Consider the following 23,747-nt stretch of genomic DNA (forward strand, 5'->3'; position numbering starts at 1 on the left):
ATCAGTGGGGAGGGGTCATGACTCAGCTTAAGGCAGAAACAACAGCTGAAGACTGGTTTAGTATCGGTGAAGCTGCAGAGCGAACAGGGGTAAACCCTGTTACGCTAAGAGCTTGGCAGCGACGCTTCGGTATTGTAATCCCCAAGCGCACAGCTAAAGGTCATAGACTATATAGCCAAGCACACATAGATCAAATCTTGGAGATCCTTGAGTGGCTCGATAAGGGCGTTGCGATTAGTAAGGTAAAGCCATTACTCAAAGGCTCGATGTCAGCAGCTAAAGAGACATCTACAGGCTCTGATTGTTTGCTAGGTGATGAGAAGCTGAGTTTCTGGCAACAGAATATTGGCTTTTTGAATCAATGCTGCGCCAACCTAGACGCCTGTGGGCTGCATCGTAAACTCAGTGAGCTGACAGCTATCTACCCCTTTAATGTGCTTAAAAGCTGTCTTTTCTTACCTTGGTTAGCGGACTTTGGAAAAAACTCACCATCAACCTCTGATGTAGAAACGGTTCAAAAGTGGTTGGCAAGAGAGTTAGCGGATGCTTTCTCTGCAAGGCGCTTAGCGTTATTGGAGGGTAACAACCCTGCAATGTTACTGGTTAGCTTTGGCGATGTGGATGAGTGGCAACCAATACTGCTGTCAGCAGAGCTCAGCGCCAATAACGTTAAGCATCAGCAATTCTCAATTAATAAGATCGCGCAACTCAAACAGTTAATTAGTCGAGCTAATTGTTATGGAGTGCTGCTAGTGGTACCGCCTCAGTTTACTCAAGACGATATATGCGAATTTCAGGGGTTACGCCAAGCTTTGCAAGACAAAGAGCAAGCGGTTGAACTGCAATTATGGGGAATCGATGCCCAGAGTCATAATCGCAGCTTGGGTTTAGCTAATATCACGCATCAACGGTTATCAAACAACATATCACTAGCAGGTTCTAGATCTAAAGTAACAACTAAGAGAGTTAAAAATGACAGTTAAAGCTGCAACTACGCTTGTATGGTTTCGAAATGACTTACGTGTACAAGACAATCAAAACTTAGTTGATGCCTGTGAACATGCACTGCGTGAAGGTAACTCTGTTAGAGCGCTATTTATTGCGACTCCAATGCAATGGCAGCAACATGACGTTTCCCCGATTCAGTTAGATTTTGTTGAAAGGCAGCTAAACCAACTTGCGGTGTCGCTAGCAGCACTTGGGATCTCGCTAGATGTTTATCATCTCGATAATTTTCAGCAGATCCCAGATTATCTAGTGCAATACACAACCCAATGGCAGGTCGATTACGTGTTTGCCAGCTGTGAGCCTGAATATAACGAGCAGCAAAGAGATCTGGCCGTTGCCGATAAAGTCGATCTGGTGCTCTGCCAGCAGCACTGTTTGATCGCGCCCTTAACCGTACGGAATCTATCGGGAGAGATGTACAAAGTCTTTACCCCATTTGCTAAAAAATGGCGCGCAATAGCGAGTCGAAGCGCTATCTATACAATTGCTCCACCCACGCCTATTGGTGCGCCATTGCGAATCACTGACAAAATCACCCTCCATTGTGACAAAGTATCCAGTGGTGCTTGGGCGGTTGGCGAAGAGGCCGCACTCACGCAATTACGTCAGTTTGCTTTGACTAAAATGGCAGACTATCAAGCAAACCGGGATTTTCCTGCGATTGATGGAACCAGCCAGATATCAGCTTACTTAGCCATCGGTATTATTAGCGCAAGGCAGTGTGTAGTGGCGTTGCTAAGTCATTATCCTGATGCTTTGATTGATGATCAAAGTCCTGGCCGCTGCTGGCTAAATGAGATTATTTGGCGGGAATTCTATCGACATCTGCTGGTGGCATTTCCTCGACTATCAAAAGGACATAACTTTAACCGCTTAGCTGACAATATCGCTTGGAGAAACAATGAGCTGGAGTTTAAGGCATGGTGTGACGGTAACACTGGCTATCCATTGGTAGATGCAGCTATGCGTCAATTAAACCAAACTGGCTGGATGCATAACCGGTTGCGGATGGTGGTTGCCAGCTTTCTGACCAAGCACCTACTTATAGATTGGCGTTGGGGAGAGCGTTACTTCAGGCAGAAGCTTATCGACGGTGATCTGGCTGCCAATAATGGTGGTTGGCAGTGGTCTGCTGGAACCGGTTGCGATGCACAGCCCTATTTCAGAGTATTTAATCCTATATCTCAGTGCGAAAAGTTTGATCCAACTGGTGGGTTTATCCGTAACTACTTACCAGAGCTTGAAGCGGTAGATTTAAAGTTAATTCATAAACTTAAAATACCTAATCAAGCAGAACTTTTTTCAGATAAAAGCTATATTTACCCTATCGTCGAGCATAAATTTGCCCGCGAAAGAGCATTGAAAGAGCTAGCGGCAATGAAGCGCGGAGTTAGCCAAGTGGAAGTGGTAGATCTAGACAAGGAGATTTTCGGATGACAGCAAGTGCAGATTCACTCAACCACGACACTCTGAATGTTTTGCCAAACAAGACTAATGAGCCAGCAGCTCAAATCGATGAGACGTTACAAGGTACTGATGTATTGCCGCAAGAGATAATAGCGCGCTTTGTTTCTGTGTACCAAAAATTGAACAAAGACAACCTCGAACTGCTCAATGAAATCTACTCAGATGACATCCGCTTTAGCGATCCACTACATAAAATCGCCGGTCTCAATGCACTAACAGATTACTTTAGAACACTCTACCAAAACGTTGAATCGATAGATTTCGTTATCCATCAAGTGATCCGTGATGAAAGCACCGCAGCACTGAAATGGACCATGAATCTCGTTCACCCCAAGTTAAACGCAGGTAATGCCATTAGTGTAGAGGGCGTTAGTTTACTGAAATTCGATGGCAAAATTAGCCAGCACCAAGACTATTTTGACTTAGGCGCTATGCTCTATGAGCAATTGCCTATAGTGGGTGGTTTGATTGGGTTTATTAAGTCTAAGGTTGCCAAATGAATCCTTCAGCCTCCGCCTCACAGCAACAAAAAACAGTACTGATCACCGGCGCTAGCTCAGGTATCGGTCTGCAGCTTGCTAATGATTACTTGCAACATGGCTGGAAAGTATTTGCTTGTGGCCGTAATAAACAAGGGCTGGATAAGCTAATTGGTGCAGAGAAGCTACTGTTCGATATTAATGATATTGATGCGATAAAGGCTGAGGCTGAGCGTCTTCAAAATGGTGGCTTTGCAAAACTGGATTTGGTGATCCTCAATGCGGGTACATGTGAATACGTAGACGATGCATTGCACTTTGACTCTGTACTGTTTGAGCGAGTTATCCGTACTAATGTGATCTCGATGGGTCACTGCATCAGTGCCTTTTTACCGTTAATGTCTCGCGGAAGCCAGCTGGCTTTAATGGGCTCAAGCGCTGTTTACTTACCGTTTCCAAGAGCAGAAGCATATGGTGCTTCAAAAGCGGCTGTGCAATACCTCGCCAGCAGTTTAGCCATTGATCTTAAGCCACATGGGATAGGAGTAAGCGTTATTTGTCCAGGTTTCGTGAAAACGCCACTAACAGATAAAAATGACTTTGCTATGCCGATGCAACAAACGCCAGAGCAAGCATCTATTGCCATTCGAAGCGGCTTAGCAAAGGGTCTGCAAGAGATACACTTTCCACGTCGTTTCACTCTACTTTTAAAATTTATCTCACTATTACCACGAGGGGTTTGGCAAAAGTTAGTGCAACCAAAGCATGATGAATCATCAGCTATTGACACAAACAACTCACAACATGATGTTAATGAGCATGGCCAAAGTAGTCGCTCAAATATCCCTACAGAGAATAGGAAGGTGCGCTAATGGAAACGATTGATAGCAGTAATCGTAAAAGAATTGCCATTGTAGGTTCAGGGATCTCAGGCCTTACTTGTGGGCATATTTTATCGCAAAAGCATGATGTGAGTGTATTTGAAGCTAATGATTATATCGGTGGCCACACCGCCACTATCGATATTGAAAAAGACGGTAAACAGTACGCCATTGACAGTGGTTTTATCGTATTTAATGACCGAACCTACCCAAGGTTTGAGCAGCTTCTAGCCCGCTTAAACGTAAAAGCATTGGCGACAGAGATGAGCTTTAGCGTGCACAATGCGCTGACCCAGCTTGAATATAATGGTAATACGTTAACAAGCTTGTTTGCGCAGAAGCGTAATCTGTTTCGCCCACGCTTCTGGTTATTTATTAGAGAAATTTTACGTTTTAACAAGTTGTGTAAACAAGCATTTGTCGACGATAGATACGATTACCAAACGCTCGGTGAACTGCTTGAAAAAGAACGCTTTAGTGAGTTCTTTAGCCTGCACTATATTCTGCCTATGGGCGCTGCTATTTGGTCATCAAGCATCGATGACATGAAGGCATTTTCATTACGTTTCTTCATTCAGTTTTTCCAAAATCACGGCTTGCTAAATATAACCGACAGACCACAGTGGTACGTATTAGAAGGTGGTTCACGTAGCTACATACCTGACCTTATTGCACCATTTGAATCTGCAATTCACCTTAATAGCCCTGTGAGCGCAATAGTGCGCAGTGACGATGGCGTAAAGCTGCAGGTTAATGGCCAGTGGTTAGAATTTGACGAGGTGGTACTTGCTTGTCACAGCGACCAAGCCCTCGCCATGCTGAGTGATGCCACTGAAGATGAAGTTAACGTATTGAGCAAGCTTGCTTACCAAAACAATGAAGTGGTTTTGCATTGTGACGAGTCTTTATTACCTAAGAGAAAGGCTGCGTGGGCCAGTTGGAATTACCGCTTAGATGGCGACACACAAAAGCAAGCTTCAGTGACTTATAACATGAATATTTTGCAGCGTTTGCCGATCGATGCGCCAACTTTCTGTGTAACGCTTAACCAGTCTGAACTTATCGATAACAGCAAAGTGTTGCGGGTATTTAACTATTCGCACCCAGTATTTAATGAGCAAACGATGCAAGCTCAGTCGCAGCGAACGCTGATTTCTGGCGTGAATAACACCCACTTTGCAGGAGCTTACTGGTACAACGGCTTTCATGAAGATGGGGTGCATAGTGCCTTTGATGTGTGTGAATCATTTGGGCTACAGCTATGAACATTCAACTAAATAGTGGTGTTTATAAAGGTGATGTTAAGCATCGCCGCTATAGCCCGCGTAAGCACGATTTTGACTACCAAATGGCAATGTTGGTGCTTGATCTAGATGAAGTTAACTTAATCGAACAGATGAGCTGGCTCTTTTCTGCAACGGGCTTTGCTCCTTTACACTTTAATCCAAATGATTACTTGAGAGCGACCAATCGAGACTCAGTCGGTTTAGCTAAAGTGAATGACTTAAAGTTAAAAGTGCTTGAGAAAATTGAAGCGCTTGGCGCCGAAATAACCTGTAATCGAGTGGTATTTGTCGGCCAGGTGCGTCACTTCGGGATCTATTTTAGCCCGATAAACTGCTTTTTTTGTTATCAAGGTGATGAGCCTAAATATATGTTGGCGGAAGTCAGTAATACCCCTTGGAACCAACGTCACTATTACTTGGTTGATTTAGCGAATCCACAACCAAGTGACAAAGCTTTTCATGTGTCGCCCTTTATGGACTTAGACATGAAATATATTTGGCGTATTCAACCGCCCTGTTCATCAGTGAAAGTGGGTATTGAAAACCGTAGCAGTCAAAAATTATTTGATGCCAATCTGTGTTTATTTAGGCGAGAGATGAGTCATCAAAGTTTACGGAAAATGTTACTGCAGTTTCCATTGATGACATTGCGAATTGTGCAAGGGATCTATTGGCAAGCACTGAAAATTTTTATCAAGCGAGTGCCTTTTATTGGGCACCCCGGTAAGTCAGCGGAGAGATAATAATGGAAAATATAGCAACTAAGAAAAGTCTGGCGAGCGCGGGTTTACCGGATAATATAGCCAAAAAATTGCTGCTAAGTGTGTTGCCTGCGCTAGCTAATGGGCACTTGAGTCTTATTGATGGAGACAACAGTTATGAATTCGGTAACAAAGACTCTGATCTGCATGCGACTTTGGTGGTGACGCATCCAAGATTTTACCGGCAGATACTACTGTCGGGCTCTATTGGCGCTGGAGAGGCTTTTATTCAGCACCATTGGAACAGCCCAGATTTAACTAAAGTTGTGCAGATTTTCGCTAGAAATTTACCGCTACTCGATAAGCTTGAACAGAAACTATCTTGGCTAACCACGCCATTTAGTCGACTAGGACATCTGTTTAACCGTAACACTCAAGCGGGCTCAAAAAAGAATATTCTAGCGCATTACGACTTGGGTAATGACATGTACCAAGCGTTTTTAGATAAAGAGATGCTCTATTCAAGCGCGTTATATCCACATGCCGATGCCTCGCTTGATGAGGCGCAGCAACATAAACTTGAGACCATCTGTCAGCGATTGGATTTAAAAGCGGGGCAAACTCTGCTTGAAGTCGGCACCGGCTGGGGAGCATTAGCTATTTACGCCGCAAAACACTTTGGCGTTAAAGTGACCACCACTACGATTTCAGATGCACAGTTTGAGTACGCCAAAAGCCGAGTCGAACAAGAGGGGTTAGCTGATAGCGTCTGCTTGCTTAAAGATGACTACCGAATACTAACGGGTGAATACGACAGAGTGGTGTCCATCGAGATGATTGAAGCTGTGGGGCATGAGTTCTTGCCGGGATTCTTTAAGAAGCTAGAGTCACTATTGAAGCCCAATGGTCGTCTACTCATTCAAGCCATTACCATTGCCGATCAACGTTATAATAGTTACCGAAAAAGTGTCGACTTTATTCAGCGTTATATTTTCCCTGGTGGATGCCTACCGTCTGTGACTCGCATGACCAATGAGTTAACCAAGCATACTGATTTTGTTACTTGGTCAGTGGATGACATGGGGCTCGATTATGCCAAGACCCTTAAAGATTGGCAGAATAACTTTGATGCCGCATTACCAAAAATTAAAGCGCTTGGCTATGGCGATGATTTTATTAGAATGTGGAAATTCTACCTTAGTTACTGTGAAGGCGGTTTCCTTGAGCGCACGACCAGCACAGTGCACCTAGTTGCCGTTAGACCACAATATAGAACAGAGTTATAGCTTCAAGATGCTACTAGCTCGAAGAGGTAAACTCACCACAACACAGTTGAATCTGGTTAATTTACTGATGTTTCAAGCTGTGTGGTGGTTATCTATCTTGTACCAGAACAGTGCAATAGTAATAAGCTCAGGGTTATTGCTACTGCACTTTGCATTATCGAGTAATAGACAATCAGATCTGCTTAGTATGGTTAAAGTGGTTGCTTGCGGGGGGATTATCGACTCGCTTCTTACCTATATGCAGCTGTTTGAGTTCCAACAAACGCCATACTGGCTGGGGCTGCTTTGGTGCCATTTTGCCATCAGCATGCGTTATAGCTTAGCTTTTACTCAAAGACTGCCTTTTTATATCAATGCGATCCTAGGTGGTGTATTTGGTTGTATCAGTTACCTCGCCGGAGCGCGCTTTGACGCCGTTGTGTTGCCACAAGAGTATTTAACCAGTGTACTGATCCTATTTAGCGTCTGGTTCGTAATATTTCCTATATTTGTTAATGTCAGTAGGCAACGTTAACGCGTTAACCTGACTGGTATACCCTTATAGGAAGGTTATCATGGGATCCTCTCTCCTTTTTCGAGCAGCAATATGTTTCGCGGCCGCAATTAGCGCACATTCTATGGCGCAGCAGGGTTTTGATAACCCTCAGCTTCGCACCGTTGGACCTACAGAGCTGCAGGGACTATCAGCTAGCTCACAGTTTGTTGCCAGCAACAGTTCACAAGCGAATGTTGCCGCAGATCTCACCTCTTTAAAGGAAGTGGGAAGAGGTGAGATGGAATGGTGGTGGTTCACACTCTACCGAGCTCGTCTACTAACCGCAGATGGTGAATACAATCAGGGTACATATCCAATGGTACTAGAGATTGAGTACTACCAAGATATCCCCAGTGAGCGTTTGCTCGAAGCAACAGTCGACCAATGGCAACATTTGCAGTTGGATCAAAGCCGTCAGGTACAGTGGCAAGCATCGCTTAGTGAACTATGGCCCGACGTGAACGAAGGAGATACCTTGAGCCTACAAGTGCTAAGTGCTGATAGCAGTCAATTTTATTTTAACGGTAAGCCGTTAGAAGAGCTGATGCCAGAGGGCTTTAGCGAAGATTTTCTCGCCATTTGGTTATCATCTCAAACTAGTCGACCTGAATTACGTAAACAGCTGTTAGGGGAGATAGCATGCGATTGTTAAATACTATTAACCAATTTAAATCGAGTGTGTGGCTCTCAACTCGCGTTAGTACTTTGCTAAAAGCGTTAGCTATTTTCGGAAACGTTTTACTACTGAACGCCTGTAGCAGTCGTGATATAGAAGATTACCAAGGCAGCGCACCTAGGCTAGATTTAAAAACATTCTTCAATGGCCCGCTAACGGCTCATGGGATCGTGCAAGATTATAGCGGTAATGTGGTGCGTCGTTTTACCGTTGAGATGATCGCTAAATGGGACGGTGATGTTGGTGAGATAAAAGAGTGGTTTGTCTATGATGATGGTGAAAAACAGATCCGTATTTGGAATATCACCAGTCTCGGCGATGGTAATTATACTGGTACTGCCAACGATATTCTCGGTGAAGCCACTGGCCGTGCAGTAGGTATGGCATTGCAGTGGGAATACGAGATGATACTGCCAGTCGATGGCAGCGAATACCAGGTTCGCTTTGATGATTGGATGTTTTTAGTGGATGAAAATACTATTATTAATCGCACCGATATTATTAAGTTTGGGATCACCATGGCTGAGGTGACCTTGGTGATCGCTAAACAAAGCGATACAGAGTAACGAAATAACTGACCTATTTTGGGCTAATCAATCTGCAATCAGCAGAAACATTTTATGGCAGAACATAGCTAACTTTCTTTAGATAATTCATTTATGCTGCTAGCTCTCGTCTATTTAAAAGGAATTTTTTAATGAAACATTTAGCAGTTTTATCTTTGTTTATACTGTTGTCTGCATGTGGTTCTAATGCCAGCTACTCGGTTTCTGCTAGTTCAGATGATGATGTGATGGGCTCACGACAAGCGCCGATGATGAGTGATAACACCCCGATTATTAATGACGAACTGGTGAAGGAAGCAGATGAGAAAGAGCAGGAAAGTAAAGCAAAAGAATAGAGCGCCACAGAGTGAACGCTCTAGCTTATAGCTGGTAATTAAGAGCTTTTACGGCTGTTATCGACCTGCTTCTTGTCGTAATACTCAAAGGGGAACATGTTTCTAATTCTTTGAGTAATATCATCGCTAACATTGGCGGATACATGCAATCTGACGCCGTTGAGTTTTTCAGCTCTAACGGTACAGGTCAGTTTGTTGGTTTTGGCGATAGCGCGGCACTCTTTTTCAAACTTCTCAGGGATCTTACCTTTGTGGGAGTTTAATCTGCCTTCTTTAAAATGCATTTCAAAAACGGTTAACCCTTTCTTACCGCTGAAAATCAATTTGTAGACAATGAAGATGCCGATAGCAATAAAAGCGATTTTGAGTAGCGTTGGCGTCATATCTATTCCTTCTATTTTAGGGACTGTAGATCTTTCACGGTTGTTTTGGCCGCAGTTTATTGGCTATTTTGACAAGGCGGAGGCTATGCTGTTTAGTTATTCTCCACAAATAGTCTACAACACAGTATAAATAGCCAAGAAACGCGGTCCTTTGGGGTCGATTCAATGCATCTATTCTTTTATGACTAGCATGTGTGATGAGCTTTTCACTTAGCCAGCTAAGCTTCATCGCTCAAGCCTTGTACTAGAAGCATTATTCCTTACGGTAAAGAACCGAACAAAAAATAAGCTCGAAAGATCAACTGCTCCTAGTCCTATCACCTAAGATACTCTGGCTGATTGCTTTTTTAAAGTGGGCAGAGCACAGTTTGCCAAGATTTGTAATTTTTAATCAATAGGATATATTGATGTTAATTGCATTATGCAATTCAGATAGTTAATACAGTGTGTATTAGCGGCCAAGGAGTGATGGCTGGCTATTCTTTTCGGTAAAGGATGACAATATGAGCGTTTCTAACGCAAAAAGATGGGCTGAGCTGTGTCAACAGCAGGCTGAGTTGATTGATAATCTGACTCGTGTTTTCCCCGAGCGCAGTGATGAACATGCACATTTGAGTGACCATTGGCGTGAGGTTGGTCGGAAGATCACTGAGGGTGAAGTTGTTTTAATGCCAAAGCTTAGATAATTGAATATCAGTCAGCTAATAAAAAACCGCCAGCAGGCGGTTTTTTTATGGGTAGGAAACAAGGTAAAAGCAGTATTAGAAAGCGTAGCTTGCTGACGCTAATACTGTGCCGTCGTTTCTCCAAGGCTCAGAAGAGTCAATGATATTGTCTGAACTTAGGTTAGTATCTAACCAAGCTAAGGACAGCGCCACACCGCCAAGTTCTGTGGAGACACCAATAGAGTAATCGGCGTAGTCTTCACCCCAATCATAGTCTGCTCCATCGCCATAGCTGTAACCTACGTGAGCATCAATACTCCAGTTTTCAAAAATCTCATAAGAGTAGTTAAGCTCGGTATAGTTTAACGCGACATCGGCATTGGAATAATCATTGGTATACCACTGTGCAAGATGGAAATCGCCATAGTATAAGCCGACTGAAGCTTCTAAATACTGCGAGCTTTCATCTTGTCCAGGGTAAGTGTAGTAGGTCAATGTAACGTCATATTCCCACTCTTCATCGGCACCGAAAGCCCCAGCATATCCAGCATAAATATCAACTTCTACATCCGCATCGTAGCTAGCATCATCAACATTACTTGCCCACACGCCAAGGAAAATACCATTTTCCATGCTGTAATCAACACTGCCCTGAACGGCAAAGTCACCCGCAGTCTGAGATACGCCACGGAAGCGATAATCATTGGTGACTCCAATTTCACCAGAGAACTCTGCTTGAGCAAGTGGTGCAATTAGCGCTGTTGATAAGGTTAGACCGACAACTTGGGCAATCCGTTTATTATTTAATTTTTTATACACGGTAGTATCTCCATTTTACTATGTTGACTTAGACGCTCCATTATTATGTTTTAAGCATCTTATGGTTTTGCCAAACAGCAGCGTTTGCTACGACCTCATGGCTAAAAATGATTTCAGCGCCTAGTTGGCTCGAAAATCACATACACTTTGCGACAATCTTCAAGTACCTCCCAGGTACCCTCAAACCCCGCTGGGATCACAAATCTATCACCAGCTTTTACGGTGGTTTGGTTACCATCGCTGTCGGTGACGACACTCGCCCCAGAGAGAATTTCGCAGTATTCATGTTCGCTGTAACAGACTTTCCAGCGGCCAATATCACCTTGCCAAACCCCAGCATGAAACTGCTCACAATCACTTGAGTAATGGTTTTGCAGCTGCTGCTGAGGGTCGCCCTGAAGCCGTTTTTCTGCAGCTAGCTTGTAACGTTCTACGGCGGTATTGATGGCCGAAAAATCAATAATTGAATCAATGCCTATGCTCATCGGACTCTATTCCCTTTACGTGCATGAGTTATGTTGTTGGCTGATAACAACGACAAATGCGCAGCGTTAACTGCGCATCAATCGGTTATTTCATTGTAGGCATAACAAACTCTGCTTTGGCTTGCTTACTTGGCTGCGGCCAGCGAGCGGTAATCGCTTTACGTTTGGTGTAAAAACGCACTCCATCTGGGCCATGCATATGCAGAGGACCAAACAGTGAGCGCTTCCAACCGCCAAAACTATGGAAAGCCATTGGAACAGGGATTGGTACGTTCACCCCAACCATCCCCACTTGCACGTGATGGCAGAAATGACGCGCCGCTTCACCACTTTGGGTAAAGATGGCGGTGCCATTACCAAACTCATGGTCATTGATGAGTTGCAACGCTTCGGCGTAGTCTTTTACTCGCACAATGGCGAGTACTGGGCCAAAGATCTCCTCTTTATAGATAGTCATCTCAGGGGTGACATGGTCAAACAAACAGCCACCTAAGAAATAACCTTGTTCATGGTCAGCAACGGTTAGCGCTCTGCCATCGGCAAGTAACTTGGCGCCTTCATTGAGGCCCGTTTCAACATAGCTGGTCACTTTCTCTAGGTGTTGCGCCGAGATTAGTGGCCCCATATCCATCTCTGGCGTCACGCCGTTGCCGACTTTTAGTGCTTTGATTTGCGGCAGTAGCTTTTCAACAAGGGCATCGCCAGAATCTCCAACCGCTAGCACTACTGATATCGCCATGCAGCGTTCGCCCGCACTACCGTAGGCTGCGCCCATAAGGGCGCCAACGGCTTGGTCTAGATCGGCGTCTGGCATTAATACCATGTGGTTTTTAGCACCGCCTAAGGCTTGAACACGTTTACCGTGTGCTGAAGCGGTAGCATAAATGTATTCTGCAATAGGGGTTGAACCAACAAAGCTAACCGCATGCACATCTTTGTGAGTGAGCAGGGTGTCTACCGCTTCTTTGTCGCCATTAACGACGTTGAATACCCCATCAGGTAACCCAGCTTCGGTAAGTAGTTCAGCCATACGCATCACTGAGCTTGGGTCTTTCTCTGACGGCTTCATGATAAAGCTATTACCGCAGGCAATGGCAATTGGGAACATCCACATGGGTACCATCACCGGGAAATTGAACGGTGCAATACCCGCCACAACGCCCAAAGATTGGTTTAAGGTCCACGCATCGACGCCGCCACCGACCTGCTCTGTATGCTCACCTTTCAATAGGTGCGGAATACCACAGGCAAACTCAACCACTTCTAGACCACGAATGATCTCACCCTTAGCATCGTCGAGTACCTTGCCGTGCTCGCGAGTGATCAGCTCTGCCATCTCATCCATATTGGCTTCGACCAGCGCTTTGAACTTGAATAGCACTCGAGAACGGTTTAGTGGAGTGACTTTAGACCAAGACTCATGAGCCTTTTTTGCTATTTCAATGGCACCTGCAACATCTGCTGCGCTGGCTAAGGAGACACTGCCGCGCTCCTCTCCCGTTGCTGGCTCATAAAAAGCTTGTGTACGTTGGCTAGGCGCAGTGTGGCCGCCATTTATGTAATGGTTAATCGTGTGCATAGCGCAAAAATCCTAATTCTAATTCCCTTTAGGGAGCCAATGGTGTTTATAGGTTTTAATGGATTAGCCTGTTGCTGTTATCACCTAAACTCGGACAATTGAGGCAACAGGCTTGAGATTAACCGACAGCGCTAATCGCATCCGATAAGGTATTAATGATGGTATCGACCTGTTGCTTATCGATGATCAACGGCGGCGATATCGCAATAATGTCGCCAGTTGCTCGCACTAAGGTGCCATTAGCAAAGCAGTGCTCAAAGATACCAAAGCCACGCTTGCCGACTCCTTTATCACTTGGGGCAAACTGAATACCGCCGACCAAGCCGGTGTTGCGGATATCGATGACATTGGGCAAGCCTTTTAAGCTGTGTACAGCATCCTCAAAATAGCCTTCAAGTTCGCGGCTGCGTTCAAATAGCTTTTCGTTTTCATAGATATTTAGGGTGGCGATAGCGGCCGCAGCTGCCACCGGGTGGCCTGAGTAGGTGTAACCATGAAACAGCTCGATGGCGTTTTCTGGTCCTTGCATGCAAGTGTCGTAGATGGCGTCATCTATCAACACCGCGCCCATAGGAATGGCACCATTGTTAAGTGCTTTGGCTGTGGTGATCATATCTGGAGTGACTCCCCAGCGCTGACTTGCAAAGGCATCACCAACACGGCCAAAGCCGGTGATCACTTCATCAAAAATCAATAAAATGCCATGCTTTTTAGTGATCTCACGTAATTTTTGCAAATAGCCTTCTGGTGGCAAGATAACGCCAGCAGAACCTGACATAGGCTCAACAATCACCGCTGCGATATTCTCGGCACCGTGCAGCGCAACTAACTGCTCAAGCACTTCTGCTTTTTCTGCACCAGTCTTTGGCATGCCACGGCAAAAAGCATTTTCTTGCATATCAAGTGTATGGGGGAGATGGTCAACACCTTGTAGTAGCTGCTGATTAAAGGTCTTGCGGTTGTTACCAATACCACCGACTGAAATACCGCCAAAGCCGACGCCGTGATAACCAAGCTCACGGCCGATAAAGCGTGTACGAGTGGCTTCACCATTGGCGCGATGATAAGTCAGGGCAATTTTAAGCGCGCTATCAACAGACTCAGAACCTGAATTGGTAAAGAAGGCTTTATTCAGCCCTTCCGGGCTTATCTGCGCTAAACGTTCAGCCAGTTCAAAAGCAAGCGGGTGACCCATTTGGAAAGAGGGCGCATAGTCCATCTCGCGGATCTGCTTGCAAACGGCTTCAGAGATCTCTTTTCGTCCATGACCAGCATTGCAGCACCAAAGTCCTGCAGTACCATCTAATATGGGGCGACCAGCAGTGTCTTTGTAATACATGCCCTCGGCATGAGCCAACATTCTGGGGTTAGACTTAAATTGTCTATTGGCCGTAAACGGCATCCAGTAATTTGATAAAGACGGTGTTTCGCTGTGGTGGTGCGTCTGTGAATCTGCCATATCATCTACCTTGATTCAGTTTAATTATTGTTGTTTTTTTAGTAAGTGTTGCTTTTTTAATCGAGCGGTTGATATTTGCTATGCTATGTCAGAAATAATGAACATGAAAGCTTTTTGTGCATTTATTTATAGCAAAAATGAACTTTTTGTAAAATATATTGAAATTTAGGGGCGGTTAAGCGTAATCTTGCTTAATACCTTCTTGGGTTCGGTTGCCGTTTATAGGTAAAAAGAGCCCATTTAAAGCGATTCTAATAATTACATACAGCGTTAAGAGGTCATCATGAGCACACCCGAAAACCGCAGCCAGTGGCAAGCACTCGCAGATTCAATCGCTATTAATGGTTCAGCGTTCATCGCTGGCGAATATGTTGAGTCACAATCGAAAGCGACCTTTGACTGCATCAGTCCGATAGATGGCAAAGTGTTGGCTAAAGTGGCGAGCTGTGATGAGGCCGATGCTAATATTGCGGTTAGCAATGCCAGAGAGACATTTGAAAGTGGTGTGTGGGCAAACCTGCCTCCAGTTAAACGTAAACAAGTCATGATCCGTTTTGCCGATCTGCTCGAAGAGCATGTTGATGAGTTAGCGCTGCTAGAAACCCTCGATATGGGCAAACCTATTCAATACTCCCGTGCCGTCGATGTTGCTGGCGCTGCGCGTTCTATCCGCTGGTCGGGTGAAGCGATAGACAAGATTTATGATGAGATAGCGCCTACTGCCCACAATGAGATCGGCATGATCACTCGCGAGCCTGTCGGTGTCGTTGCTGCAATTGTGCCATGGAACTTCCCGCTATTAATGGCATGTTGGAAGCTGGGGCCAGCCTTGGCAACAGGTAATAGTGTGGTATTAAAGCCTTCAGAGAAATCACCGCTAACAGCGATTCGCATGGCGCAGCTTGCCATTGAAGCAGGCATTCCGAAAGGCGTGCTCAACGTACTACCAGGTTTTGGTCATACCGTGGGTAAAGCCTTAGCGCTGCACATGGACGTAGATACCTTAGTGTTCACTGGCTCAACTAAAATCGCGAAACAGTTAATGGTTTACGCAGGTGAGTCAAACATGAAGCGGGTTTGGTTAGAGGCGGGTGGTAAGAGCCCTAATATCGTATTTAATGATGCGCCAGATCTTAAAAAAGCGGCTCAAGCAGCGGCATGCGCCATTGCTTTTAACCAAGGTGAAGTGTGTACTGCTGGTTCACGTTTATTAGTTGAAGCCGGCGTTAAAGATGAACTTATCGGGCTTATTGCTGAAGAGTTACAAGCTTGGCAACCGGGGCATCCACTCGATCCAAATACCACATCGGGCGCGGTGGTTGATAAGCAGCAACTCGACAATGTGCTGGGTTACATTCAGTCGGGTAAAGATGAAGGTGCCACCTTGAATCATGGTGGTCGTCAAGTGATGCAAGACAGTGGTGGTGTCTATATTGAACCAACTATCTTTTCAGAGGTTGATAACAAGATGACCATAGCGAAAGAGGAGATCTTTGGCCCAGTGTTATCGGTGATCACCTTTGATGGCATGCAACAAGCGATTGAGATAGCAAACGACAGTATCTATGGTTTAGCCGCTGGCGTGTGGACCTCTGATATAAGCAAGGCGCACAAAACAGCCAAAGCCCTACGTAGCGGAATGGTATGGATAAATCATTATGACGGTGGTGATATGACCGCGCCATTCGGTGGTTATAAGCAATCGGGTAACGGCCGCGATAAATCGCTACATGCGTTTGATAAATACACCGAGATTAAAGCGACTTGGATAGCGCTGGATTGAGCTTGAGCTTAGCCATAAGGAAAGCCAGCCTCATTAGAGACTGGCTTTGTGTCATAATTCCACGGTCCGGTTGCAGGTTGCAGGAGTTTAATCGTTTTTGTGAGCACTTAAGTAAACGACGGCGGCACTTTTCCAACAGTTGTCAATTTATGCAGGTCAGCTAATTTAAAGCAGTACCTTTTGCCACCTTTTCCTCTGCTCCCCGATAGAATGTCTTCGAGCAGATTGTTTTGGCTTCATTCATCCATTTTACCTTTTGTTCTTCCGCAATAAGCATTGAAAGTACTTTTGTAGAAGTAGGGCAAGATAGTATCAGTTGATATTGAGAGGTAAGCTGGCTATGTTATTGATTTATAGTGGCTGGCAATAGATATTGGCTGGGTCAATTGTTAAGTCTGTTGCAAATGGAGCGGTAGTTGATGTTGTAGCACAGACTGCATCAAAAACAGTTGATGGTGTGTTAGACACACAAAAAAATAAATAGGATATATTATGAATTGGAAAGCTCATTCTTTCAGGACATTAAAGGTCGCATTGTACACTACGATTCTAATAGCAGTTTTTGTTTTATTACGAGTATTAATAGCGCCAAAAGTTGGCAGTTGGCTAGAAATTGCAAGTAGGTCATTATCGGGATTATTAATTGGATTTTTAGGTTTTTTTGTATTCTTTTTTATTTATTTACTATTTCATCCCGTGGAGAGCAAAGAGGATAGATAGTACAAAAGCTACATAGGCACGGATAGTTTAATTCGAATGGCAATAATACATAAAATAATACATAGACACCCATAGTTAATGCTTAAGTAAACGACGACGGCACTTTTCCAACAGTTGTCAATTTATGCAAGGCAGCTAATTTAAAGCAGTACCTTTTGCCACCTTTCCTCTATATTCCCGATAGAGTTAGCTAGTTACGTATTCGAGCACATTGTTTTGGCTTCATTCATCAATTTTACCTTTTGTTCTTCCGCAATAAGCATTGAAAGTACTTTTGTAGAAGTAGGGCAAGATAGTGTCAGTTGATATTAAGAGGGGAGCTGGCTATGTTGTTGATTTATAGAGGCTGGCAATAGATATTTAGCAATAGAGATTTACACGTTAGAAGCAATGACGGGGAAGCGTGTGTCGCTTATTGCGTGAATCTAGGAAAACAGAGCGACAAGCTAATGGGCTCTGACGCCTTTATCTATTCTTCATTTATTAGTTACTTTCATCAGACTTATTTCTTAATCTTCTACATTCAAACTTTGAGATGATATTAGCAATTTCAAAAACAAGAAAAATGTAAGCAATCAAAACTATATTTTTAACACTATCTTTTTCAACATTTAAGACAAGAGCCAAACTTTCAAAAAAAATAATTTGTGAGTGGTAGCACCATAGGAGCATCGAACTATAGATAGCAAAAACAAGAAATACCTCAACATAATTTGTTATACAGCGTTTTTTATAAAACCTCCTAAGAACCAGTCCATATATCGGTGTATAAATGCAAACAAAAATAAAGAACACCTGAAGACCATTCGAGCTAATATATATGTACTCAGAGACTTCCTTAGAAATAATTAACACAACCATAGAAGGTATCCAATAAAAAAATGTACCTATAAAATGTTCGTTCTCTCTAACTAATGTGGGCATGACAGTCCGGTACCTCCTGTTGCACAAGTAGTCGTTTCAGACTTTATGGCATTAATTCCATTTGCAATATTATGCCCATTAGTCATACGAAAATACATAGACAGCCATAGTTAATGGCATCAATCGCGACCTCCTACTATGCTTGCTTTGAGCATTGAACAAGGAGGTTGCATGCCAAGGCCAAGACGAACCCTCATTAGTATTGAGCTCTTTATTTGGTAAGAAGTCCTTATTATCACTGCTGCAGCCGCGTCGTTCGGCGTGCATGCTGTCGAAACAAAAAGTGTGTGGTGATGATAAATACACAGGTAAAAACTATGACCACCGCAGAGGCTGGGTTGAGGGAAAGAAATACATAGACAGCCAAAGTTAACGCCATCCATTGCGACCTCTTATCTATGCTTGACTTGATTAGAATCAATATGGACAGGCTTAATCAATGATGACGCGGCTAGTTCATAGTATCTAAACTATGGGCTAGCCGCTTAATATTGAACCTATAAACCTTACGGCGTGACGATATTAAACACCCCTTTAGGCTTATCCAGTTTGGAGAAGAAACTGGCTAAATCAATCTTACTGCCCTCAATTTCTAACTCATCTGAAAATAGCACATCCTTTACGCCAGCCTTACCAATAATCAGGTCGATAAACAGTTCGTGACTGATGTTAAGCGTGGCATTAGCGGTAGAAGATTTTGGAGCGAGTTTATGGTGCAGCACTGCATTTTTAAGCGTTAGCACGTAGTTGTTATCAAGGTCAGTAAAGTAGATATTAAGCTCAAACTCCTCACCAAACGCCTTTGGCCCTATAACCCTTGATGCCATCGATTGCAGAAAGTTCTCGACTGGCGATCGCAGTAAGATTTGTTTCATGGAGGCCAAATCAATGCCAGTCTCTGGACTACCATGTCGCAGTTCATAGGCCGCGCTCAGGTACACATCACGCCAAGGTGCTGACTCAGCCTGATACCCGAGTTGATCGTAGCTTGAAGCCAACAGCTCTTTAGCTCGGCTGTTGCTATCATCTGCCACCACAAGGTGGTTAATGAGTTCTGCCGCCCAGCGATATTCGCCGTCTGCTATGGCGATTTCAGTCTGCTTGATAATATTGTCAGCGCCGCCCATTAAGGCGACATACTTTTCTGCTGACTCGACTGCAGGTAGCGGGTTTAAGTTAACGGGATTGGCGTCGTACCAACCTAAATAGGCTTGGTATACCGCTTTAGCATTGTGTTTAGCTGTGCCGTAATAACCGCGACTAGAGAAAGTATTTGCCAGTACCGGCGGCATTTCAATCGCTTCGGCTATCTCTGCTGGAGTAAGCCCAGCATTAAGCATGCGCACAGATTGGTCGTGGATATACTTATAGGTATCGCGCTGGGTTTCTAAAAAGTGATTGATTGGCTCTTGCCCCCAAATTGGCCAGTGGTGACTACCAAAATATACCTTGGTATCGCGCTGTGCATTGAGCGCTTTATCAATCGAGTTGCTCCATGTAAGTGCATCACGCACCTTAGCACCGCGCAGGGTGTAGAGATTATGCATGTTTTTGGATACCAGTTCTGCGCCGCAATAAGCCTGTTGCTCTGGTAGGTAAAAGGTAAATTCAGCTGGCGCTTCACTGCCAGAGACAATTTGAAACTCAAACGGCACCCCATCAATGAGTTGCGTTGAGTCATGTTCAATGACGGTGGTGGGGTTCAAAATGCCAAATTGTCCAAATGCTGGCTCTTTACCTAAACCAGAACCAATATGCCCCCTCGCTGAGCGAGGAAGTTGTTTACCGTACATATACATGGCGCGACGGCTCATTGCGGTACCTGCCATGACGTTTTCACTGGTGGCTTCATGCATAAAGCCTGCGGGTGCGATAATGTCTATCTCTTTTAGGGAGCTATTCTTTTTCGTATTGTTTTCAAGTAAGCCGAGCGCGCCGCCAAAGTGATCCATGTGGCTATGGGTAAATAAAATAGCGCTAATCGGTCGCTGTCCTAGTTGTTGGTTAAGAAAATCAAATGCAGTTTTGGCCGTTTCTGCGGTGGTTAACGGGTCTACCACTATCCAGCCTGTCTTACCTGCAATCACTGTCATATTGGCTAAATCAAAGCCACGTAGTTGATATACGCCTTCGGTGACTTTAAATAGGCCATCAATATTGTTCAGTGTTGCTTGGCGCCAAAGGCTCGGATTGACGCTGCTGGGTGCTTCTCCAGTAATGAAATCGTAAGCGGTTCTATCCCAGATAGTTTTACCTTGACCATCAGTCACAACCAGTTTTGGCATTCTGGCGATGAAACCGCGTTTGGCATCGGTAAAGTCTTGGGTGTCTGCAAAAGGGAGCTCATCCAACAGCGCTTTATTTGCATTGATGGTATGGCTACTTGCCGCGGTAAAGCCATAGTCATCATTGCTACTGTCATCGGTGATCGTTTGATTTGGCTGACATCCAGCTAACAGTATTGCGGTTAAACTAGCAGCCAACAGCGGCAAAGAGGTGCCGGAGGTGAAGGGAAAACAGCATTGTGAAGATTGATTTGGCATAATGACTCACTGGCTAGGGAATTAACAATTAACTGTAAGTTATTACAAGTTGATAACGAGTTAGTTATCATTTTTCGCCAACTTAGCTTGTGACTTTGAAATTATCTTTAGATAGCAGGCGATAATTTGCCGGGCTAACGCCGCTCCACTGGCTAAAGGAGCGGCTGAAATTACTGACACTGCTGTAGCCTAAAGTGTCTGATAGGGCGCTAACGGACATCTGAGTATTCAGCAGATAATGACGGGCCAGCTCTTGGCGCTTTAACTTCAACAAGGCTCTAAATCCAGTCCCTTCAAGCTTGAGATAACGGCTTAAACTGCGCTCACTGATGTTGTACATCTGCGCAATTCTAAGCGCTGTTGGCTCGCCATTAACCAGTAGGGCATGGATCCCTTGGCTGGTTTTTTCCTGCCAGCTTAGCGCTTGCATGTTATTTAGATACTGCCTGACAACTTGTTCATTGTACTGTGCTAGATGGCGATTTCTACTGATAACGGTCTGCTCAAGCATGGTGCGGTCCATCCACATACAGTTGCTGTCTGCAGCCATCGTCACCGGGCAGCCAAACATGTCAGACCAAGCTTGTTGTGACTTAGGTATTGCTCTGAGCAGGTCAACTTTTCGGACAAAGTCGCTATGACCAATCATCTGTTTACCGTGCAACATCAAGCTGGCGAAAAAGGCATCTATCGCGAGATCGCTGATCTCAACGCCATTAAGTGGGATGATTGTAAACCCAAGTAGCTGCGGGGTACGTTGTAAGCTAATTACTGCTGAATTACTCACTAGAGCAGCATAGTCGGGCAAGGTTTCAAAGGCTTGGGCGAGCGTATCACTGCTTAGCATGAGTGCGCCAAGGGCGCGAAAGTTTATTGGGTAAGCATATTGGCCGACGGTAAGTCCAAAAGCCGCAGAGCCAGATTCTTGCTCCGCTGCCTGCCAAAGTAATGTCATTTTATCAATCGCCACCCGTGAGTCGGGTTCGGCTTCTAGCTGAGGCAGAGATAAACCCGCTCGTTTAAATAAGGCATCTGCTTCGATATTACTTGCGCTGAGAGCCCGGGCAATCGCTAACGACCAAGCGGCAATAGTGCTGTATTTTGCGGTTGTCAAAGCTCACTCCACTTCTGCTTAGTCGATGTTATATCTTAACCTGTGTAGTGATTGTAGCGTTAAAATCTATAAAATTGATATGGTTATAATTCATCCTGTTATGTAGTCTGGGTGATGACAATGGCATAAAAATGGAAAGGTATAGCTGTTATGGCTTCGATAGAAGTAAGGCAATTAACGGAGCAAGATTGGCGCGAATATAAGCGTTTACGCTTGGCATCTTTACAAGATGCCCCCGACTCATTTGGATCCACTTTTGAAAAAGAACAGCTGTTTACTGAAGCGACATGGCGGGCCCGTTTAACACCTGCAACAGTTACAGCGCAGTTGCCATTAGTTGCATTTATCGATGGCACAGCAGTTGGCTTGGCATTTGGTGTACTGCATAACAGTGGTGATCGCTGTGCTCATGTATATCAAATGTGGGTAGCCAATAGTGCACGCGGCCAAGGTATTGGTAGGCTGTTGCTGCAAAAAATACTTGCTTGGGCAACACATTTTAATATTGATGAGGTGAACTTGCTTGTGACGATTGATAACGCAGCGGCTATTACGCTTTACCAAAGGTTAGGTTTTCAAGCTCGGCCAGAACTTGAACCACTAAGAGATGGTTCAAAGATCATGGTACAGGCGATGGTCTATAAAGTTGGGCCGTTAATCCCTAGTGACTAGAAAGGGTAGTGGTTAAAGATATCGTCTATCATTTCAGCTAATGGCGCGTCTCCATCGCAGGTTCTGCTGTATGTACGCAGACCTGAGACCTGGATCTGAATATGGCGAGCTAACTTCTTGGCATCTTTATCTGTGCTAACGTCACCTAGAGCTTGGGCTTCTATAATGAGTTTTTCAAATTCATGTTCCATCGCTTTCAATGAGTCTTTTGCAGCTTGCAACAGTTCCTGCTGCTCATCGGTTAGTTCTGCAACGGTTTTTGCCAACATACATAAGGGGCTTGGCGCGCAAGCTCGCTGTTCAATAATCATTCTTTTCATAAAGGCTTTTAGCGCCTCAATTGGCGAACTAGTCTCTGCACGAGATTGCGCGAGCTGTTCGATACCAGCTTGGGTATAACTTGCTAAAGCTTCCTTAAATAATCCCTCTTTACTACCGAAAGTCGCGTAAATACTGCCGGGGCGCATATCGATGACATCCTGCAAATTACGCATAGAAGTAGCATGAAAGCCTTTCTCCCAGTACAAATCTTTTGCTTTTTCAACAACCTGTTCTCGATTGAATTTTGCATTCTTTGCCATATAGCCATCACACCAATAAAAAGTTTGAACGATTGTTCAATTTTATCTTGAACGATCGTTCAAAGCTAGTTATATTGTTTTTAAAGAAAGCGATGTTGTTTTTAAATCGACTAATCAGAGTGACGTAGTTGCTCTTAAATTAGTGAATCAAGTAATACTAACTTTAGGAATATCCTCATGAATGACTTTAAATTTCATACCGTTGAATCTGCACCAGCCGAGAGTAAAGCTATTTTAGAAGGCGCTGAGAAACAGATGGGAAGAATACCTGGCTTATATTCAGTGATGGCTGAGTCACCCAATATTTTGCAAGCGTATACGCAGTTGCACCAGCAATTCACCAGTTCGTCTTTTGATGCTGAAGAGCTCACCGTTGTATGGCAAACCATTAACGTAGAACATGAATGCCATTATTGTGTTCCTGCTCATACCGGTATTGCCCACTCAATGAAAGTGGATCCTGCTTTAACTGAGGCGTTGCGTAATCGTCAACCAATGCCAACAGCTAAGCTGCAGGCACTACAAGACTTAACGCTGAGTATGGTGCGCAATAGAGGCAATGTTGAGCCCGCAGAGTTAGAGGTATTTTACGCGGCAGGTTATGAACAGAAGCAGGTACTAGAGATAATCCTAGGCTTATCGCAAAAAGTGATCAGCAACTACGTCAATCATGTAGCCAAGACTCCGGTAGACAAAATGTTCGAGCAGTTTGCTTGGTAGCGGATAGCGGCGTAAAAAATGTGAGTAAAAAGACAAAGCCTGTAGAGAAATCTGCAGGCTTTCTGGTTTCTAGCCTAGGT

The 23,747-nt window shown here is 44.4% G+C and carries 23 protein-coding genes; 15 read left to right on the forward strand and 8 right to left on the reverse strand.

From position 1 onward, the window contains the following. Positions 1-17 precede the first annotated feature (17 nt). The 11 genes from L2730_RS01505 to L2730_RS01555 all read left to right on the forward strand — a co-directional run bounded on the left by L2730_RS01505 (position 18) and on the right by L2730_RS01555 (position 9,220). Positions 18-983: a MerR family transcriptional regulator gene (locus L2730_RS01505; protein ID WP_248972974.1), complete on the forward strand. Its 966-nt coding sequence runs from the start codon at positions 18-20 to the stop codon at positions 981-983. Next, positions 973-2,445: a deoxyribodipyrimidine photo-lyase gene (phrB, locus tag L2730_RS01510; RefSeq protein WP_248972975.1), complete on the forward strand. Its 1,473-nt coding sequence runs from the start codon at positions 973-975 to the stop codon at positions 2,443-2,445. Before L2730_RS01505 ends, phrB begins: the two co-directional genes overlap by 11 nt. Then, on the forward strand, positions 2,442-2,975 hold the full coding sequence (locus L2730_RS01515) for a nuclear transport factor 2 family protein (protein WP_346347803.1): 534 nt from the start codon (positions 2,442-2,444) through the stop codon (positions 2,973-2,975). The genes phrB and L2730_RS01515 overlap by 4 nt, the downstream gene beginning before the upstream one ends. Then, a complete protein-coding gene (locus L2730_RS01520) occupies positions 2,972-3,826 on the forward strand; it encodes an SDR family NAD(P)-dependent oxidoreductase (RefSeq protein ID WP_248972976.1) in 855 nt (284 codons plus the stop codon). Before L2730_RS01515 ends, L2730_RS01520 begins: the two co-directional genes overlap by 4 nt. Then, positions 3,826-5,100 (forward strand): NAD(P)/FAD-dependent oxidoreductase, encoded by a 1,275-nt coding sequence (locus tag L2730_RS01525; RefSeq protein WP_248972977.1) that lies wholly within the window; start codon positions 3,826-3,828, stop codon positions 5,098-5,100. Before L2730_RS01520 ends, L2730_RS01525 begins: the two co-directional genes overlap by 1 nt. Further along, positions 5,097-5,864: a DUF1365 domain-containing protein gene (locus L2730_RS01530; RefSeq protein WP_248972978.1), complete on the forward strand. Its 768-nt coding sequence runs from the start codon at positions 5,097-5,099 to the stop codon at positions 5,862-5,864. The genes L2730_RS01525 and L2730_RS01530 overlap by 4 nt, the downstream gene beginning before the upstream one ends. A 2-nt stretch (positions 5,865-5,866) precedes the next feature. Then, a complete protein-coding gene (locus L2730_RS01535) occupies positions 5,867-7,108 on the forward strand; it encodes an SAM-dependent methyltransferase (RefSeq protein ID WP_248972979.1) in 1,242 nt (413 codons plus the stop codon). A gap of 7 nt (positions 7,109-7,115) precedes the next feature. Then, complete coding sequence (locus L2730_RS01540) at positions 7,116-7,622, forward strand: DUF2878 domain-containing protein (RefSeq protein WP_248972980.1); 507 nt, start codon at positions 7,116-7,118, stop codon at positions 7,620-7,622. A gap of 40 nt (positions 7,623-7,662) precedes the next feature. After that, entirely contained in the window at positions 7,663-8,295 is a 633-nt protein-coding gene (locus L2730_RS01545; RefSeq protein ID WP_248972981.1) for a chalcone isomerase family protein, read from the forward strand. Then, entirely contained in the window at positions 8,283-8,885 is a 603-nt protein-coding gene (locus L2730_RS01550) for a DUF3833 domain-containing protein (protein ID WP_248972982.1), read from the forward strand. The genes L2730_RS01545 and L2730_RS01550 overlap by 13 nt, the downstream gene beginning before the upstream one ends. A 131-nt stretch (positions 8,886-9,016) precedes the next feature. After that, a complete protein-coding gene (locus L2730_RS01555) occupies positions 9,017-9,220 on the forward strand; it encodes a hypothetical protein (protein WP_248972983.1) in 204 nt (67 codons plus the stop codon). 38 nt (positions 9,221-9,258) lie between these two features. Here L2730_RS01555 and L2730_RS01560 read toward each other — a convergent pair whose 3' ends face one another. Next, a complete protein-coding gene (locus L2730_RS01560) occupies positions 9,259-9,603 on the reverse strand; it encodes a DUF3634 family protein (RefSeq protein WP_248972984.1) in 345 nt (114 codons plus the stop codon). Between the two features lie 503 nt (positions 9,604-10,106). Between L2730_RS01560 and L2730_RS01565 the strand changes: the two genes are divergently transcribed. After that, positions 10,107-10,289 (forward strand): hypothetical protein, encoded by a 183-nt coding sequence (locus L2730_RS01565; protein ID WP_020914180.1) that lies wholly within the window; start codon positions 10,107-10,109, stop codon positions 10,287-10,289. Positions 10,290-10,364: 75 nt separating this feature from the next. Here the strand turns inward: L2730_RS01565 and L2730_RS01570 are convergent, their stop codons facing one another. The 4 genes from L2730_RS01570 to aptA form a co-directional block, all read right to left on the reverse strand. After that, complete coding sequence (locus L2730_RS01570; protein ID WP_248972985.1) at positions 10,365-11,087, reverse strand: TorF family putative porin; 723 nt, start codon at positions 11,085-11,087, stop codon at positions 10,365-10,367. Between the two features lie 113 nt (positions 11,088-11,200). After that, the gene (locus L2730_RS01575) at positions 11,201-11,572 is read right to left on the reverse strand and encodes a cupin domain-containing protein (protein WP_248972986.1); all 372 of its coding nucleotides are present in this window, start codon (positions 11,570-11,572) and stop codon (positions 11,201-11,203) included. A gap of 85 nt (positions 11,573-11,657) precedes the next feature. Then, on the reverse strand, positions 11,658-13,151 hold the full coding sequence (locus tag L2730_RS01580; protein WP_248972987.1) for a CoA-acylating methylmalonate-semialdehyde dehydrogenase: 1,494 nt from the start codon (positions 13,149-13,151) through the stop codon (positions 11,658-11,660). Positions 13,152-13,269: 118 nt separating this feature from the next. Then, complete coding sequence (gene aptA, locus L2730_RS01585) at positions 13,270-14,610, reverse strand: omega-aminotransferase AptA (protein ID WP_248972988.1); 1,341 nt, start codon at positions 14,608-14,610, stop codon at positions 13,270-13,272. Between the two features lie 283 nt (positions 14,611-14,893). Between aptA and L2730_RS01590 the strand changes: the two genes are divergently transcribed. Further along, on the forward strand, positions 14,894-16,393 hold the full coding sequence (locus tag L2730_RS01590; protein ID WP_248972989.1) for an aldehyde dehydrogenase: 1,500 nt from the start codon (positions 14,894-14,896) through the stop codon (positions 16,391-16,393). Between the two features lie 2,150 nt (positions 16,394-18,543). On the opposite strand, the gene L2730_RS01595 is transcribed toward L2730_RS01590, so the two are convergent. Continuing rightward, positions 18,544-20,580, reverse strand: coding sequence for an alkyl/aryl-sulfatase (locus L2730_RS01595; RefSeq protein ID WP_248972990.1), 2,037 nt, complete (start codon positions 20,578-20,580; stop codon positions 18,544-18,546). Between the two features lie 82 nt (positions 20,581-20,662). After that, positions 20,663-21,694: an AraC family transcriptional regulator gene (locus tag L2730_RS01600; protein ID WP_248972991.1), complete on the reverse strand. Its 1,032-nt coding sequence runs from the start codon at positions 21,692-21,694 to the stop codon at positions 20,663-20,665. A 150-nt stretch (positions 21,695-21,844) separates the two neighbouring features. On the opposite strand from L2730_RS01600, the gene L2730_RS01605 reads away from it, so the two are divergent. Continuing rightward, entirely contained in the window at positions 21,845-22,366 is a 522-nt protein-coding gene (locus L2730_RS01605; protein WP_248972992.1) for a GNAT family N-acetyltransferase, read from the forward strand. Here L2730_RS01605 and L2730_RS01610 read toward each other — a convergent pair. Then, positions 22,363-22,947 carry a TetR/AcrR family transcriptional regulator gene (locus L2730_RS01610; protein ID WP_248972993.1) on the reverse strand — a complete coding sequence of 195 codons (585 nt, stop codon included), beginning with the start codon at positions 22,945-22,947 and terminating at the stop codon, positions 22,363-22,365. The two genes, L2730_RS01605 and L2730_RS01610, sit on opposite strands and share 4 nt — an antisense overlap. A 177-nt stretch (positions 22,948-23,124) precedes the next feature. Here L2730_RS01610 and L2730_RS01615 point away from each other — a divergent pair, with 177 nt between their 5' ends. Continuing rightward, positions 23,125-23,667 carry a carboxymuconolactone decarboxylase family protein gene (locus L2730_RS01615; protein ID WP_248972994.1) on the forward strand — a complete coding sequence of 181 codons (543 nt, stop codon included), beginning with the start codon at positions 23,125-23,127 and terminating at the stop codon, positions 23,665-23,667. Positions 23,668-23,747: the final 80 nt, after the last annotated feature.

Origin of the sequence: Shewanella kaireitica (assembly GCF_023284045.1) — a bacterium.
GTDB classification, from domain to species: Bacteria; Pseudomonadota; Gammaproteobacteria; order Enterobacterales; family Shewanellaceae; genus Shewanella; species Shewanella kaireitica.

Excerpts from the sequence above, each read along its gene's own strand:
- L2730_RS01505 (WP_248972974.1), top strand. The coding sequence starts at position 18 with ATGACTCAGCTTAAGGCAGAAACAACAGCTGAAGACTGGTTTAGTATC.
- phrB (WP_248972975.1), top strand. The coding sequence starts at position 973 with ATGACAGTTAAAGCTGCAACTACGCTTGTATGGTTTCGAAATGACTTA.
- L2730_RS01515 (WP_346347803.1), top strand. The coding sequence starts at position 2,442 with ATGACAGCAAGTGCAGATTCACTCAACCACGACACTCTGAATGTTTTG.
- L2730_RS01520 (WP_248972976.1), top strand. The coding sequence starts at position 2,972 with ATGAATCCTTCAGCCTCCGCCTCACAGCAACAAAAAACAGTACTGATC.
- L2730_RS01525 (WP_248972977.1), top strand. The coding sequence starts at position 3,826 with ATGGAAACGATTGATAGCAGTAATCGTAAAAGAATTGCCATTGTAGGT.
- L2730_RS01530 (WP_248972978.1), top strand. The coding sequence starts at position 5,097 with ATGAACATTCAACTAAATAGTGGTGTTTATAAAGGTGATGTTAAGCAT.
- L2730_RS01535 (WP_248972979.1), top strand. The coding sequence starts at position 5,867 with ATGGAAAATATAGCAACTAAGAAAAGTCTGGCGAGCGCGGGTTTACCG.
- L2730_RS01540 (WP_248972980.1), top strand. The coding sequence starts at position 7,116 with ATGCTACTAGCTCGAAGAGGTAAACTCACCACAACACAGTTGAATCTG.
- L2730_RS01545 (WP_248972981.1), top strand. The coding sequence starts at position 7,663 with ATGGGATCCTCTCTCCTTTTTCGAGCAGCAATATGTTTCGCGGCCGCA.
- L2730_RS01550 (WP_248972982.1), top strand. The coding sequence starts at position 8,283 with ATGCGATTGTTAAATACTATTAACCAATTTAAATCGAGTGTGTGGCTC.
- L2730_RS01555 (WP_248972983.1), top strand. The coding sequence starts at position 9,017 with ATGAAACATTTAGCAGTTTTATCTTTGTTTATACTGTTGTCTGCATGT.
- L2730_RS01560 (WP_248972984.1), bottom strand. The coding sequence starts at position 9,603 with ATGACGCCAACGCTACTCAAAATCGCTTTTATTGCTATCGGCATCTTC.
- L2730_RS01565 (WP_020914180.1), top strand. The coding sequence starts at position 10,107 with ATGAGCGTTTCTAACGCAAAAAGATGGGCTGAGCTGTGTCAACAGCAG.
- L2730_RS01575 (WP_248972986.1), bottom strand. The coding sequence starts at position 11,572 with ATGAGCATAGGCATTGATTCAATTATTGATTTTTCGGCCATCAATACC.
- L2730_RS01580 (WP_248972987.1), bottom strand. The coding sequence starts at position 13,151 with ATGCACACGATTAACCATTACATAAATGGCGGCCACACTGCGCCTAGC.
- aptA (WP_248972988.1), bottom strand. The coding sequence starts at position 14,610 with ATGGCAGATTCACAGACGCACCACCACAGCGAAACACCGTCTTTATCA.
- L2730_RS01590 (WP_248972989.1), top strand. The coding sequence starts at position 14,894 with ATGAGCACACCCGAAAACCGCAGCCAGTGGCAAGCACTCGCAGATTCA.
- L2730_RS01595 (WP_248972990.1), bottom strand. The coding sequence starts at position 20,580 with ATGCCAAATCAATCTTCACAATGCTGTTTTCCCTTCACCTCCGGCACC.
- L2730_RS01605 (WP_248972992.1), top strand. The coding sequence starts at position 21,845 with ATGGCTTCGATAGAAGTAAGGCAATTAACGGAGCAAGATTGGCGCGAA.
- L2730_RS01610 (WP_248972993.1), bottom strand. The coding sequence starts at position 22,947 with ATGGCAAAGAATGCAAAATTCAATCGAGAACAGGTTGTTGAAAAAGCA.
- L2730_RS01615 (WP_248972994.1), top strand. The coding sequence starts at position 23,125 with ATGAATGACTTTAAATTTCATACCGTTGAATCTGCACCAGCCGAGAGT.